The organism is Niveispirillum sp., from assembly GCF_017996735.1.
In the GTDB taxonomy this organism is placed as follows: Bacteria; Pseudomonadota; Alphaproteobacteria; order Azospirillales; family Azospirillaceae; genus Niveispirillum.
In genome coordinates, this window is record NZ_JAGOGJ010000018.1 from 63229 (window position 1) to 78049 (window position 14821).

Consider the following 14821-nt stretch of genomic DNA (forward strand, 5'->3'; position numbering starts at 1 on the left):
CGAAACAGGTGAGGGCGAAGATGCGAACCCTGATTGCGGGTATGGCGCTGGTCATGCTGGCGCTGACCGCAGCCTCAGTTCCGGCCTATGCCACACAGAAGACGGAGAAGAAGATGGGTGCCGAAGACCCCAAGATCGCGGTCGTCGAACGGATGATCGAGGCCTGGAACAGTCAGAACTGGCCCCTGGTGGGGGAGCTGTTCACCAAGGACGGCGTTCTGCATTCGATGATGATCCCCCCGGTCGTGGGGCGCGAGGCGATATCCGAGCGCATCATCGCCCTGGGCGCCGGTGTGTCGGCCATCAAGCTGGACATCCGCAACATGGGCCGCGTCGGCGACGTCATCTTTGTGGAGCGGGTGGACCGTTTCACCTACAAGGGTCATGAGGGCGCGGTGCCGGTCGTGGGCGTGATCGACGTCGAAGGTGACAAGATCAAGGAATGGCGCGAATACTATGATCGGGCGCAGCTTCTGTCGGAAATGGGCGTGAAGCAGGATTTCCACGGCGCCCATTGATCGGGGCACGGCCCTGGCCATGGGGTTGGCCGGGGTCGGCACTTTATGGGGTTGGGCCGTTCAGGTGAGCATGACCAGTCAGACCAGTCAGACATTGATCCGTACCTGCTCCATCTGGCGGGCGTTGGAGATCGTTGGCGACACGCCGACCCTGCTGACGCTGGAAGCGGCGTGGTTGGGCGTGCGCCGGTTCGACGAGTTCCATCAGCGTACCGGCCTGCTGAAGGCCCTGCTCAGCAACCGGCTGAAAAAGCTGGTCGAATCCCATATCTTCGAACGCCGGCTCTATACCAGCAGCCCGCCGCGTTATGAATATGTGCTGGGGCCCAAGGGGCGGGACCTGTACTGGGTCACGCTGATGCTGCTGCGCTGGGAACAGCGTTGGGCCGACCAAGACGGGGAAATCCGCGTGAAACTGACCCACAAGGTCTGTGGGCACCAGTTCACGCCGGAACCCGCCTGCGGCCATTGTGGGGAAAATTTCAACGCGACGGAGGTCACCTGGCGGGAAGGGCCGGGCGTGGGCTGGATGGCCCCGCTCTACAGCCAGCGCCGCCAGCAGCGGGACAGTATCGTCGGCACATCCCTGTTTAAGACGGGCGCGCAGCTCATGGGCGACCGCTGGGCCAGCCTGATCATGCGGTCCATCTTCACCGGCATCAACCGGTTCGACGATATCCGCCGCGATACGGCCATCGCCACCAATGTCCTGTCGGAACGGCTGGCCTGGCTGGTGTCGATCGGGGTGATCCGGCAGCACCAGTACGCGACCAGCCCGCCGCGTTACGAATACCGCGTCCGCCGCAAGGGCCTGGATTATTTCCCGGCCCTGCTGATGCTGATGCAATGGGGGGACAAGTTCTATGTCTCCCCCGAAGGACCGCCCCTGCTGCTGACCCATAAGGGATGCAACCACGGGCTGGATGCCAAGGTCGTCTGTTCGCATTGCCGCGGCATCATCGCGCCGCAGGATGTGACGTTCGACATCGTGGAGCCGGGGACGATCGTCCCCGCCTGACGGCATCCGTCACCCTTATCGGCCTTTGCCTCTCCGCCCGCCCCGTCGCGGCGCGGAAGGGCGGAGTGCGCCCATCAAACCGGGAGGAAACAAGCCATGGCAGCCCCCACCACGCTGTCCGACCTGCTGGACCGGCAGATCATCAGCGACATCCTGATCGCCTATGCGCGCGGCGCCGACCGTGGCGATGCCGATCTGATCGAAGCCGCCTATCATGACGATGCCATCGAGGATCATGGCGGCACCTTCAAGGGCCCTGCGCGCGAGTATGTCGCCCTGATGCGCAAGATGTTGCCGCGCGCCCCGCGCATGAGCCATTCGGTCACCAATATCCTGATCGAACTGGAGGGAGACACGGCCTGGACCGAATGCCACTACCTGACCTTCGCCCGCCTGCCGGTGAAGGGTGGGAAGGAGGGGGAGACGGTGGACAGCCTGACCATGGCGCGGGCCATCGACCGGTTCGAACGGCGAAACGGCCGCTGGGCCATCGCCCATCGCCGCCTGGCCTGGGACTGGAGCCAGGAGATGCCGACCAATGAAAGCTGGGGGCGCGGCATGATCGCGCCCGATCCGTCCATCCTGGTGCGCGGCACCCGCAAGCCGGATGACGTGCTGTACCAGGCGCGGGCGGAGGACATGGTCAAGGAGGCGGGGCAATGAAGATCGAGGGATGCACCGCCCTGGTCACGGGCGCCAATCGCGGCATCGGCCTGGGCTTTGTCGAGGAACTGCTGGCCGAAGGGGCGGCGCATATTTATGCCGCCGCCCGCAGCGCCGAGGATGCGGCCACGCTGAGCGCCATGGGGGATGGAAGGGTGACCGGCATCGTGCTGGACGTGACGCGCCCCGAACAGGTCGCGGCGGCGGCGGCGGCCTGCACGGGCGTATCGCTGCTGGTCAACAATGCCGGTGCCTTCAACCGCCACACCCTGATGCGGGCCCCCGACATGGGGTCGATGCGCCACGAGATGGAGGTCAATTTCTTCGGGCTGGTGGCGATGTGCCGGGCCTTCGCCCCCATCCTGGGGGCGAATGGCGGCGGGGCCATCGTCAATGTCCTGTCGGCCGGTGCCATCGTGCCGGTGCCGGAAATGGGCGGCTACAGCCCATCGAAATTCGCGGCCCGCGCCGCCGGTGACTGTATCCGGGCCGAACTGGCGGGGCAGGGCACGGCCGTCACGTCGCTGATCGTCGGGTCGGTCGATACCCGCATGGCCGAACATGTGAAGGGCGTTGACAAGGCCAGCCCCCGCGACATCGCCAGGGCGGGCCTGCTGGCCGTGCGCCACGGGCTGGAGGAACATGACACGGACCGCCACGCGGTGGAGGTGCGCGCCTTTCTGGCCCGCGATCCCCATCGCCTGCGCCTGTCGATGGTGCAGCGCATGGCCAAATTGCAGGCGCGCTGGCAGGCGGAAGGAACGGGGAAATGAAGAAATATCGCGTCATCCAATGGGCCACGGGCGCCATGGGCAAGACCTGCCTGCGCGCCCTGCTGGATTGCCCGTCGGTGGAACTGGTCGGGCTTTATGTCTATGGGGAGGCCAAGGCGGGCCAGGATGCCGGCGATATCGCCAGACGTCCGCCGACCGGCGTGAAGGCCACCCGCGATGTGGAGGAAATCCTGGCGCTGGATGCCGATGTGGTCATCCATTGCGCCCGGCTGGCCCCGCCCTACGGCTCGCATGATGCCGAGTTGATCCGGCTGCTGGCCTCGGGCAAAAATGTCATTTCCATCAATGGCTATTCCCAGCCGCATTCCCTGTCACCCGAACGCCGGGCGGCCCTGGAGGCGGCGTGCCGGCAGGGGGGATCGACGCTGATGGGCGCCGGCCTCAATCCCGGTTTCGCGGCCGAACAGCTGGCCGTGGTCGCGACCAGCATCTGTTCGCGCCTGGACCATGTGGAGATCGTGGAAAGCGTGCCCTGTCAGGCGGTGCGCAGCCCCGACTATGTGTTCGGCGTGCTGGGTTTCGGCAGCGATCCGGCGACGGTCGATGCCAATGACGGCGCCTGGGGGCCGGCATCGGCCCTGAACGGCATGTATGCCGATGCCCTGGCGGCAACCGCCAGCCATCTGGGCCTGACCCTGGACCGGGTGGAGACGGATCACAGGGTTTTCGGGGCCACCCGCGACCTGGAAATCGGTGCCGGCCTGTTGAAGCAGGGGGGCATCTCGCATGTGAACTGGCGCTGGAACGGGTTTGCCGGCGGCAGGAAGCTGCTGACCATTTCCATCCACTGGTACATGGAAACGGCGCATCTGGACAATCCGGAGCCGCCGCTCTGGCAGATCAGGGTGGAGGGGGAACCGGGCGTGCGCATCGCCGTGGACCTGTCCAAGCACCCGTCCGACACCACCCGCGTGTCGGCCGAACAGATCGCGGTGGCGGGATCGGTGATCAACGCCATTCCCATCGTCTGCGCCGCCGCACCGGGCCTGCTGACCAGGCCGCTGGCGACGCCGCATCAGGTATCGCGGTGAATGAAGGCGGGGGACGGTAACGCCGCCCCCCCCGCCAGCCGCTTACGCCGCGTCCAGTGCCGCCATCACCTGTTTGCGCAACAGGTCGCGCTGCACCTTGTTCATGGCGTTGCGGGGCAGGGCGGGCAGCAGGACCAGCCGTTCCGGCCGCTTGAACACCGCGACATCGGCGCGTTTCAGCCAGTCCACGACATCCTGCAGCGTCGGTTCCGCCCCGTCGCGCGGCACCAGGGCCACCGCGATCCGTTCACCCAGGTCGGGGTCGGGAATGCCCACGGTCGCCGCCTCCCGCGCCTGGGGCAGGCCGGTCAGCAGATCATCCAGCTCGGCTGGCGAGATATTGACCCCGCCGCGCACGATGATTTCCTTGCACCTTCCCACGAACCGGTAGAAGCGCGACAGGGCGCCCTCGCCCGCGATTTCGAACAGGTCGCCGGTGCGGAACCAGCCCTGGTCATCGAACGCCGCCGCCGTCAGTTCCGGTGACCGCCAATAGCCGCTGAAGGTCGCGGCCCCCGTGATGCGCAATTCCCCCGGACGGCCCGGCATGGTGATTTCCTGCCCACTGTCGGGATCGACCAGACGGGTGCGTACGACGCGGTGGATGATGCCGGTGAAATCCTGTCCCGCCGCGCCGAAGCGGGGGAAGTAGCGGGCGCGTTCCGTCGGGTCGGGCACATCGCCGGGGCCGGAGAACAGGGACGCCCCCTCGTTCGAACCGAAGATGTTGCAGATCTGGATATTGTGCTGGTCCAGCCAGCCCTGGATCAGCCAGGGCGACAGGGGTGCCGACCCCGACCCGATGGCCCGCAGCCGCGACAGGTCGGTATGGCGCAGCAGTTCGGGCTGCTTCAGCAGGGCCGTCAGGATGGCCGGCGGGGCGATGGTGTAGGTCACGCCCTCATCCGCGATCTGGGTCAGGAACAGCGGCAGGTCGAACGGGTGATGCAGCACCATGCGCCCGCGCAGCAGCAGCCAGGGCATCACCTGTCCGCCGATGGACCCGATATTGACCAGGGGAAAGGGGTTCAGCAGCACGTCGCCGTCGCGCATGCCCCCGGCCTCCGCCACGATGCGTGCATTCAGGACCCAGTGATTATGGTCGCGCGGCACGCCCTTGGGCCGGCTTTCCGTGCCCGAGGTCCAGCAGATGGTCAGCACCTCTCCCGCCGCCGTCGGGTGGGCCGCGATATAGGGCGCGACCTGGGCCGGGTCGGTCGCTTCCATCGCGGCCCGCAGATCCACCCCCTGCGATGCCGGCCCCAGGGTCAGCAGCCGTGTGCCCGGACGGCTGGCCAGTAGGCCCGCCCCCATGGCGGCATGGTCATGTCGATGGAACATGGGTATCGTAATGAAAGCAACGGCGCCCGTCCGGTCCAGGATGTGCGACAGCTCATGCTCGCGATATTGCATCACCACCGGGCTGACGATCAGGCCCAGGCGGGAGGCGGCCAGGAACAGGATCACGGCATCGGCCGTATTGGGCAACTGGACACAGACAATGTCGTCCTTGCGCAGCCCCTGATCCAGCAGGGCCGCCGCCATCCGTTCCACCCGATCGCGGATTTCCGCCCAGCTCAGCCGTTCCGGCGCCTGTCCGTCCAGCTGTTGCCGGTTGACGGGATCGACCAGGGCCAGGGCATCCCCGCACTGCGCCGCCGTCTCCTGGAACAGGGCGTCGACGGTGATCCCCATCCACCATCCCCGTCCCTCATAATCGGCGATACGCGCCGCATCGGTGCAGAACATCCTTGCCTCCCCTTGGATAGGCCCTTGTCATCGGCCGCATTATGTGACTTTCATAACAATACCAACGGCGGCGATCAAGAGAGTTGCCGGACGAAATATTCAGGAGAGTGGGGTATTTGCCATGGGCCATGTCATACCAATCCGCCCTGACGCTGACTACAGGTCAGCATCAAGGCGGCCCTCAATCGCCGGGCGGGTGCATCCGCACCCTTGGCTCGCGCCGCATGAGCGGCGGGCCGCCGGTCGGCGGCCTTCAACCAGCCAAAGGCCAAACCTTCGGCTGGTTGATAACCATCGCGGAGCGCGCGAATGAAGGCTTTCATCCATGACGCGGTGCGCACGCCGCGCGGGCGCGCGCATGCGACGGAGGGCGGGCTGGCCGCACAGAATCCCGGTTCGCTGCTGACCCATCTGTCCGGTGCGCTGGCCGGGCGCGGGCGGTGGAATGCCGACCGGACGGCCGACATGATGATCGTGGGCTGTGTGGGACAGGTGGGACCCCAGGGCGGGCATATCGCCATGGTGGCCAAGATGCGGGGGGCGGTGGCCGATGGCGTGCCCGTCCATACGATCAACAATTTCTGCGCATCGGGCCTGTCGGCCATCGGTCAGGCCGCATCGATGGTCACTGCCGGGCAGGCGCGGTCGGTGCTGGCCGGCGGGGTGGAGATGCTGTCGCGGGTCGCCTTCATGGCCGACAATGCCGATTATTACATGGCCAGCGACTTGCCGGTCCCCCGCCGCTATATCCCCGTGTCGCTGGCCGCCGACCTGCTGGCCATGAAATGGGGGGTGGGGCGTGCGGAACTGGATGCGGTCGCCCTGACGTCACAGCAGCGGGCGGCGGCGGCGGAAACCCGCCCGGGCCTTCATGCCTCGCGCATCGCGGTTGATGGCCTGTCGACCGAACAGTTGCCGCGTCCCACCAGTGCCGAGAGCCTGGCCGCCTTGCGCCCCGCCTTTCCAAGGCTGGCCGCGCAATATCGTGAGGCGCTGGGGGATGTGGAGATCGACCATCGCCACACGGTGGCCCATGCCCCGCCCATGGCCGACGGTGCCGCCCTGGCCCTGGTCGGCGGGCCGGAAGCCGGCGGTGGCCGGTTGCCGCGCGCCCGTATCCTGGCCTGGGCCGAAGCCGGCGGCGATCCGCGTGACAGCCTGACGGCCGGCTTCACCGCCATGGATCAGGCGCTGGCCCGAAGCGGCCTGTGCTTACGCGACATGGACAGGGTGGAGTTCATGGAGGCGTTCGCGGTCACCATCGCCGCCTTCCTGCGCGACCGCGATGTCGATCCGGCGCGGGTGAATGTCAGCGGCGGCCATCTGGCCAAGGGCCATCCGATGGGCGCCACGGGTGCCATCCTGCTGTCCACCCTGCTGGACGCGCTGGACGAGGCGGAGGGCACGCTGGGGCTGGTCGTGGCCACGGGCGCGCAGGGTGTGGGCGTGGCCATGGTGGTGGAGCGGCTGTCGTGACCGGCCATCGCCTGCCGGGCCTGACCCTGCCCGTGATGGTGGCGCCCATGTTCCTGGTGTCGGGCGTCGATCTGGTGGTCGCCGCCTGTCGTGCCGGCATGGTGGGCGCCCTTCCGGCCCATAATTGCCGCACGGCCGACGAACTGGACCGCTGGCTGGGCGCCATCGCGGCGGCGCTGCGGCCCGGCATCGACGCGCCCTGGGCCGTCAATCTGGTCACCCATGCCAGCAACAGCCGTCTGCCCGCCGATCTTGCCGTCCTGCACCGCCACCGGCCGCCCATCGTGATCACGGCCCTGGGCAGTCCCAAGCCGGTGATCGAGGCGGTGCATGCCTATGGCGGCATCGTCCTGGCCGATGTCGTCAACATGACTCTGGCGGCAAAGGCGGTGGCGGCGGGGGTGGACGGGCTGGTCTGCGTGTCGGCCGGGGCCGGCGGGCATACGGGTTTCCTGTCGCCCTTCGCCTTCATCGCGGCGGCCCGGTCGCTGACCGACGGTATCCTGTGCGTGGGCGGCGGCATCGGCGACGGGGCCGGGGTGGCGGGCGCCATCGCCGCCGGCGCCGATCTGGCCCTGCTGGGCACCCGCTTCATCGCGGCGGCGGAAAGCCTGGCCGTGCCCGCCTACAAGGACATGGTGGTCACGTCCGGCATCGACGATCTGGTGGTCAGCGCCGCCATCACCGGCACCCCGGCGTCGTGGCTGAAACCGTCGCTGCTGGCCAATGGCTATGACCCCGCCGACCTGAACCGGCCCGTCACCCGCGATTATGGCGGCGACCCGGCCAAACGCTGGAAAGACCTGTGGGCCGCCGGCCAGGGCGTGGGCGGTATCCACGCGGTGGAACCGGTGGCCGAGATCGCGGTCGGCCTGCGGCGGGGCTATGACGCCGCCGCAGGCCGTCTTTAGCCGCGAACCCTCACGCCTGCTTGGGCGGCCAGGGCACGAAGCCGGAGGTACGGCGGATATATTCCTCGTATCCCGGTTTGGTGCGCGCCATGCGCCGTTCCACGGTGGGCGCGCCCGACCATTTCATCAGGGTCCAGGTCAGCAGCAGCGGCCCCGGCACGGCCCACAGGCCCAAACCCGTCTCCGCCGCGATCAGATACAGGCCCCACCAGGCGCAGGCATCGCCGAAATAGTTGGGATGGCGGGTATAGCGCCAGAGGCCGCGCATCATCACCTGGCCCTTGTTGGCGGGATCGGCCTTGAACCGCACCAGTTGCCAGTCGCCCAGGCTTTCGAACAGGATGCCGAACAGGCTCAGCCCCGCCCCGGCCCAGGCCAGCGGCCCCAGCGGCGTGGCGACATCCACCTGACCCAGTTGCACGGGCAGGCAGACGATCAGCAGCAGCGGCGCCTGTGTGGCGAACACCATCAGCAGGGAGGCGCGCGCCAGGCTCCACCCCTTGGCCGCCTGCACCTTGCCCAGCATGGCCGTATAGCGCCGGTCGGTACCATGGTGGCGCCAGCGCCAGAGCATGTAGGAGCCCAGCCGCACGCCCCAGAGTGTCACCAGACCCAGCAGCAGCAACTGCCGGGGGGCCGCGTCACCCACCTGCGCATAGGTACTGGCCGCGACCAGCACCATGCCCAGGCCCCAGACGGCATCCACCGGCGTCATGTCGCCAATGGCCAGACACACGCGCCAGAGGATCAGGAAGGCGACAATGATCACCGCCGCGTTGGTGGCGAGAAGAAGGACGATATCCATGATCATTCTCCTTTCGCTCAAACCACCAGCACGCCCGGACCGGGCGGCTCGGCGTACAGGGCGTCCACGGTGTCGCTGCGGTGGTCGATGACGGCGCGGCGGTTGATGGTTCCCTTGTCCGACAGTTCGTGCCAGTCGGGATTGGGCGGGATGGTCAGCATCACGGCGCGCCGGATGATGGACGCGGCCCCCGTCTGGGCGGCGTTGAAGGCGCGCAGACGGTCGGCCACCTGCGCCTGCACATCCGCCGGCGCCCCCGGACGCGGCCAGTAGAGCAGGCCGAGCCAGGGCCGGTTATCGTCGGTCAGCACGATATCCAGCACCAGCGGCGCCAGCGCCACGATCAGTCTTTCGCGCAGATGCCCGCCCTGGACCCAGGTGCCATTGTCCAGCTTGAACTCCTCCGCCAGCCGGCCGGAGAAAGCCAGCCCCCGTTCCGGCCGCTCCTCCTCATGGAAATTGGCCAGATCACCGGTGCGGTAATAGCCTTCCTCATCAAAGGCGGCGGCGGTGCGCTCGGCATCGTCCAGATATCCCGCCATGACATTGGGCCCGCGCAACCGCACCTCGTACCGCCCGTCATAGGGCACCAGCTTCACCTCCACCCCCGGTGCCGGCAGGCCGATGCCGACCTTGTCGGTGGGAAAATGCGTGACCAGACAGCCCGTGGTGGATTCGGTCATGCCATAGCCGGACGTGATATGGACACGGTGGCCCGTTTCCTCGATCGCCATGCGCTGCAGCCGGTCATAGACGGGCTGGGCCAGCCCGGCACCGCCATAAAGCATCATGCGCATGCGGCTGTAGAAGGTGCGGCGCAGCACCGGGTCCTGTTCCAGCGCGTCGGCCAGCAGGGCATAGCCGGCGGGAACATTGTTGTAATAGCCGACGGACACGTCGCGCAGATTGCGCACCGTCTCCGCGAACAGGCCCGGCATGGGTTTGCCATTGTCGATATAGAGGCTGTACCCCTCCAGCAGGGCGATGCGCAGGACCGAGGCGCCGGCGGCATGGTGCCAGGGCAGCCAGTCCACGATCTCCCCCTCCGGCCCCAGGGCGCCGCCGGCCGTGGCCATGCCCTGCGCCGTGCTGGCCGCCAGATTGGTCAGGCTGAGCGGCACCACCTTGGGCAGGCCCGTCGACCCCGATGTCAGCATCAGGCAGGCCGGCGCCGTCACGTCCAGGGCCGCGATCCTGGCATCCAGATCCGGGGCGACCGGGTGGGACAGCAGCGCGTCGAACCCGATGCAGGGCCGGGGCAGGGTCAGCGGCGCCGTGCTGATCACCGGCACGCCGGCCGGCGCCACGGCATCCATGGCGGCCACCAGGGCCGGGTGCGGATCGACATAGGCCAGACAGGGGCCGGTCTTGGCAAACACATGGCGCAGCCGGGCCAGGTTGCCGCCGGCCAGCCCATAGCCGGCCCCGACGGTACAGAGCCGCACACCCGCCGTGAAGGCGGCATATGTGATCACGGCCATGGCATGGGTATTCACGCCCATGGTCAGCAGGGTGCCGCCGGCCGGCACATGCGCCGACAGCCAGCTTGCCGCCGCCGCGATCTCATGGATCAGGGTGGAGAAGTCCCGCCGGACCCATCCGTCCTCCGCCCCGCGCCAGGCCAGCGCCAGCCGTTCCGGATGGCGGGCGGCACGGGCGCGGATGGCGCGGGGGATGTTGGCGTCGGGAATATGCAGCGACAGGCGGGAGCGCAGGCGGATGCTGCCATCCAGCTCGCGCTCCACCGACAGGTCGACCGGCATGAATTCCGCCGCGCGGAAGGGATAGGTGCGCACATCCATCACAGGGCCTCCCGGTTGATCAGTTCCTCCACCTGCGGCGGATAGGTGCCGCCGCGCCGCATGGCGTCGATGACCGACCGGTCGACATAGTCGCGCCAGCCGATGATCAGATCACCCTGGAATTCGATGATGCCGGCATAGGGGGCGGCGACGCGGTTGCCGCTGCTGGTCACGAACTCGTCCACGCCCTCCACGAACAACCGGTCGCCCACTTCGGCCGCATGGAACAGGCGCCAATGCACCTCCGCCACTTCCTGGGAAAATTTCTCCAGAAAGGCGCGGGCGGCCTTCTTGCCACGCAGTGGCGGAACCGCGGCGGCGACGACGTGCCAGACGATATCGTCATGCAGCCGGGCCAGGATGGCGTCGATATCCTTTCGCCGCCAATCCTCGATCACGGCCTTGAACTGCCGAAGGCGGCGGTCGGGGGCGGATGCCGGCGTCGCGGCGGCGGCGGGCAGGGGGCTCAGCATGGCGGTGGCTCCGGCCAGGATGTCGCGGCGGGCGATCATGCGGCCCGCCTTTCGACGATGAAGCTGACGGTGGTGGTCGTCGATCCGCCGATATTCAGCGTCTGCACGGCGCGCGCGCCCTCGACCTGATAATCGCCGGCGGTACCGGCCACCTGTCTGGCGGCGTCCAGTGCCATGCGCACGCCGGTGGCGCCCACCGGATGGCCCAGGCCGATCAGTCCGCCCGACGGGTTGACCGGCAGCCGACCGCCCATCTCGATGCTGCCATCCACCACGGCCTTCCACGCCTCCCCCGGTGCCGTCAGGCCCAGATGGTCGATGGCCATATATTCGGTCATGGCGAAGCAATCATGGGTTTCGACCGCATGAATCTGTGACAGGTCGGTGATACCGGCCCGCGCGCGGGCATCCAGGATGGCGCGGCGCACCTGCGGGAATACATAGTCCGCCCCGGCACTGTCCGCGATCTTGCGGGCATAGGAAATGGGGGCCGACCGGTGGCCCCAGCCCGTGATGCGGGGCAGGCTGTCCAGCGCGAGGCCGTGACGCTTGGCATAGTCGGCGGCCCGGCGTTCGGATGCCAGGAACAGCACCGCCGCCCCGTCCGTCACCTGTCCGCAATCCATCTTGCGCGTGCGCCCCTCCACCACCGGGTTGGCTTCCGGATCGTCGGTGAAGCTGCGGTCGCTGAAGGTCCAGTCGCGTGTCTGGGCATTCGGATTTCGCTTGGCATTGCCGAAATTCACCTGGGCGATGCGCCAGAGATGGGCGGGGTCCAGGCCGTAGCGGCGTTCATATTCATCGGCCAGATCGGAAAAGGCGCGGGGCCAGACATAGGAACAGTCGGTGAATTCCTGCCCGCGCCAGCAGGCAGCACCCAGATGGTCGGCCGCCACGGCGCCGGGTACATTGCGCATCAGTTCCAGGCCGATGACACAGGAGAGGTCATAGCGCCCGGCCTCGATATCGGCCATGGCCGCCAGCAGGGCCAGCGATCCCGACGCGCAGGCCGCCTCGTGCCGGGCCGTGGGCATGCCGTTGAAGGCAGGGTCGACATGGCCGAAAAAGCCCCCCAGCAGTCCCTGGCCCGCGAACAGGTCCGCCACGAAATTCCCGACATGGCCACATTCCACCTCGGCCGCGTCCAGGCGGGCGGCGTTCAGCCCCTCGCGCACGGCCTCGCTGAACCCTGCCATCAGATCCATGCCCTGGCGGGTCCAGTTCCTGGCAAAGTCGCTTTGCCAGCCTCCCAGTATGTAAACCATGGGAACCGTTGCCTCCTGTCATTATTGGTATGGTTATGCAAGCTTATATCCTCTATGGTACGATTACGCAAGCCGAGAACGGCACCGCACAGCGACCCAGAGCGTGTGCATCTGCACAATGTTTCCGCAATAAATTATTCGCAATACGGCTTGACAGTCGTCTCCGGTTGGTGAGATTTCTCACTTGCGTAAACATACCAATGAAAAATGCGTGATCAGGGAGGATGAATAAGATGATGGGATGCCGTGCCATGGGTCATCGCCGCTGGAAAAAGGCGGGTTTGCTGACCGCGTTGCTGGGTGCCGTTTCCGGTCCCGCCCTGGCCCAGGCCACCGCCAACGCCCCGGGCGATGCCAAGGTCGATGATGGTCTGGTCCTGGCCGAAATCGTGGTGACGGCGCGCAAGAAGGCCGAAAGCCTGCAGAGCGTGCCCATCGCGGTGACCGCCATCGACGGGGAGGCGCTGCGCGCTTCCGCCATGACCGACATTTCCGAACTGGCCAGCCGCACACCCAGCTTCACCTTCCAGCAGCAGAATGCCCTGGAACAGGAACTGTTCATCCGTGGTATCGGCACCGTACGCCTGAACAGCGCCACCGCCGACCCATCGGTCGGCGTCTTCCTGGACGAGGCCTATATCGGCCGCCGTGGTACCGCCACGCCGCCGATCTTTGATCTGGAACGGGTGGAAGTGCTGCGCGGTCCGCAGGGCACCTTGTTCGGCAAGAATGTGGTCGGCGGCGCCATCAGCTTCGTCACCGCCCGGCCCAAGGACACGACGGAACATTTCGCGTCGGTCAGTGTGGGCAATTACGGCGCCATCGCCAGCCAGGCTTATGTCACCGGCGCCCTGACCGACACGGTCAAGGCCCGCCTGTCACTGTACCAGAACCGCCATGACGGTTACGCCAGCAATGTCGTGACGGGGCAGGAGCTGGAGGATCTGGACAGCTATGCCGGCCGCCTGTCGGTGCAGATCGACCCGACCGACGCCCTGTCGGTGCTAGTCGTGGCCGATTACAGCCATGATGATGGCGGCGGTTCTGCCCGCCATGCCGTGGATGACCCGACCAAGGCCACGCCCGGCTTCATTGCCGGCGCCCTGAAATCCAAGAACCCGCGGACCACCGAAACGCCCTATGACCAGTATATGCGGCGCAACGGGTCGGGCCTGACGGTCCGTGCCGACTATGATTTCGATGGCCCCGTCCTGACCTATCTGGGCGCCGTGCGCCGGGGTGACGCCGCCAACCGCTGGAGCCAGCCGGGTGCCGCGTCGCCGCCGTCGATCACCGACAGCGTCCTGACCCAGAAGGAGGATTATGTCGGCTTGACCCAGGAACTGCGCCTGGCGTCGGATCAGTCGGGGTCGCTGCGCTGGCTGGGCGGTCTCTATTTCCTGCATGAACGCACCAAGCGGTCGTCGCGCAACACCGCAACCTCCTTCCTGCCCGGCGGTGCCGGCAGCACGCGTGACAGCCTGGACGGCGACAACATCTTCATCGCCACCGGCAAGGCGCCCAACTATGCCGCCTTCGGGGAAATGGAATATGACCTGACCCCGGACCTGACCCTGTCCGCCGGCCTGCGCTACACGATCGACCATAAGAGCTTCGACAGCGAGGGCCGCATCCTCAGCCTGGGCCCGGCGGGCCAGAGCAACACCCTGTCCCCGGCGCCGTTGCAGTCGCCCTACCATATCAATGTCGAGCAGACCTGGCGCCGGCTGACCCCGCGTGTTCTGCTGGAATGGTCGCCGGAGAAGGGGACCATGGTCTATGGCTCCGTCACCCGCGGGTTCAAGGGCGGCGGCTGGCAGGGCGCGGCGGCGAATGCCCAGAATGCCTCTGTCTCCTACAATCCTGAAACGGCCATGAATTACGAGGCCGGTATCAAGACCGAACTGTTCAACGACCGCGCCCGCTTCAATCTTGCGGCCTTCTATACCGATTTCAAGGATTTGCAGGTCGAACAGCTGGACGACGTCGCCCTGACCCTGGTGGTGGCCAATGCCGCATCCGCCAAGATCAAGGGCGTGGAGGCGGAATTCCAGCTTCAGGCCACGCGCGAACTGTCGTTTGCGGCGTCCGGCTCCCTGCTGCATGCCCGCTACGGGAGCTATATTGATGTGATCCGCAAGCTGGATTTCACCGATAACAAGATGCAGCGCACACCGGACTATCAGTACAATCTCAGCGCCAATTACAGTGTCGAGGTGGGCAACGAGATGAAGCTGGGCGCCAACCTGTCCTATGTCTATCAGGACAGCATCTATTGGGGTCCGGACAATACCAACCGTGAACCGGGATATGGTC

The 14821-nt window shown here is 66.9% G+C and carries 13 protein-coding genes; 8 read left to right on the forward strand and 5 right to left on the reverse strand.

What is annotated here, in order from left to right; translation table 11 throughout:
• Positions 1 to 20: 20 nt before the first annotated feature.
• From KBA48_RS08755 to KBA48_RS08775, 5 genes are all read left to right on the forward strand, one after another.
• Positions 21 to 518 carry a limonene-1,2-epoxide hydrolase family protein gene (locus tag KBA48_RS08755; protein ID WP_292905289.1) on the forward strand — a complete coding sequence of 166 codons (498 nt, stop codon included), beginning with the start codon at positions 21 to 23 and terminating at the stop codon, positions 516 to 518.
• A 70-nt stretch (positions 519 to 588) separates the two neighbouring features.
• On the forward strand, positions 589 to 1536 hold the full coding sequence (locus tag KBA48_RS08760) for a helix-turn-helix domain-containing protein (RefSeq protein WP_292905291.1): 948 nt from the start codon (positions 589 to 591) through the stop codon (positions 1534 to 1536).
• 96 nt (positions 1537 to 1632) lie between these two features.
• Positions 1633 to 2199: a nuclear transport factor 2 family protein gene (locus tag KBA48_RS08765; protein WP_292905293.1), complete on the forward strand. Its 567-nt coding sequence runs from the start codon at positions 1633 to 1635 to the stop codon at positions 2197 to 2199.
• Complete coding sequence (locus tag KBA48_RS08770) at positions 2196 to 2972, forward strand: SDR family oxidoreductase (RefSeq protein ID WP_292905295.1); 777 nt, start codon at positions 2196 to 2198, stop codon at positions 2970 to 2972. Before KBA48_RS08765 ends, KBA48_RS08770 begins: the two co-directional genes overlap by 4 nt.
• Complete coding sequence (locus tag KBA48_RS08775) at positions 2969 to 4024, forward strand: hypothetical protein (protein WP_292905297.1); 1056 nt, start codon at positions 2969 to 2971, stop codon at positions 4022 to 4024. Before KBA48_RS08770 ends, KBA48_RS08775 begins: the two co-directional genes overlap by 4 nt.
• A gap of 42 nt (positions 4025 to 4066) precedes the next feature.
• Here the strand turns inward: KBA48_RS08775 and KBA48_RS08780 are convergent, their stop codons facing one another.
• On the reverse strand, positions 4067 to 5773 hold the full coding sequence (locus KBA48_RS08780) for a class I adenylate-forming enzyme family protein (protein ID WP_292905299.1): 1707 nt from the start codon (positions 5771 to 5773) through the stop codon (positions 4067 to 4069).
• A gap of 309 nt (positions 5774 to 6082) precedes the next feature.
• Here KBA48_RS08780 and KBA48_RS08785 point away from each other — a divergent pair, with 309 nt between their 5' ends.
• Together KBA48_RS08785 and KBA48_RS08790 are read left to right on the forward strand one after the other, a co-directional pair.
• On the forward strand, positions 6083 to 7249 hold the full coding sequence (locus tag KBA48_RS08785) for a hypothetical protein (RefSeq protein WP_292905301.1): 1167 nt from the start codon (positions 6083 to 6085) through the stop codon (positions 7247 to 7249).
• Positions 7246 to 8160, forward strand: a complete 915-nt coding sequence (locus tag KBA48_RS08790; RefSeq protein WP_292905303.1) for a nitronate monooxygenase family protein — start codon at positions 7246 to 7248, stop codon at positions 8158 to 8160. Before KBA48_RS08785 ends, KBA48_RS08790 begins: the two co-directional genes overlap by 4 nt.
• Before the next feature lie 10 nt (positions 8161 to 8170).
• Here the strand turns inward: KBA48_RS08790 and KBA48_RS08795 are convergent, their stop codons facing one another.
• Genes KBA48_RS08795 through KBA48_RS08810 form a run of 4 tightly spaced genes read right to left on the reverse strand, consistent with a single transcriptional unit; the run spans position 8171 to position 12505 of the window.
• Positions 8171 to 8965, reverse strand: a complete 795-nt coding sequence (locus tag KBA48_RS08795) for a DUF1295 domain-containing protein (RefSeq protein ID WP_292905305.1) — start codon at positions 8963 to 8965, stop codon at positions 8171 to 8173.
• Positions 8966 to 8982: 17 nt separating this feature from the next.
• Entirely contained in the window at positions 8983 to 10767 is a 1785-nt protein-coding gene (locus KBA48_RS08800) for an AMP-binding protein (protein ID WP_292905307.1), read from the reverse strand.
• A complete protein-coding gene (locus KBA48_RS08805) occupies positions 10767 to 11279 on the reverse strand; it encodes a nuclear transport factor 2 family protein (protein ID WP_292905309.1) in 513 nt (170 codons plus the stop codon). The genes KBA48_RS08800 and KBA48_RS08805 overlap by 1 nt, the downstream gene beginning before the upstream one ends.
• Positions 11276 to 12505, reverse strand: a complete 1230-nt coding sequence (locus tag KBA48_RS08810; RefSeq protein WP_292905311.1) for an acetyl-CoA acetyltransferase — start codon at positions 12503 to 12505, stop codon at positions 11276 to 11278. The genes KBA48_RS08805 and KBA48_RS08810 overlap by 4 nt, the downstream gene beginning before the upstream one ends.
• A gap of 233 nt (positions 12506 to 12738) precedes the next feature.
• Here KBA48_RS08810 and KBA48_RS08815 point away from each other — a divergent pair.
• On the forward strand, positions 12739 to 14821 hold a 2083-nt coding region (locus KBA48_RS08815; RefSeq protein WP_292905313.1), incomplete at its 3' end, for a TonB-dependent receptor.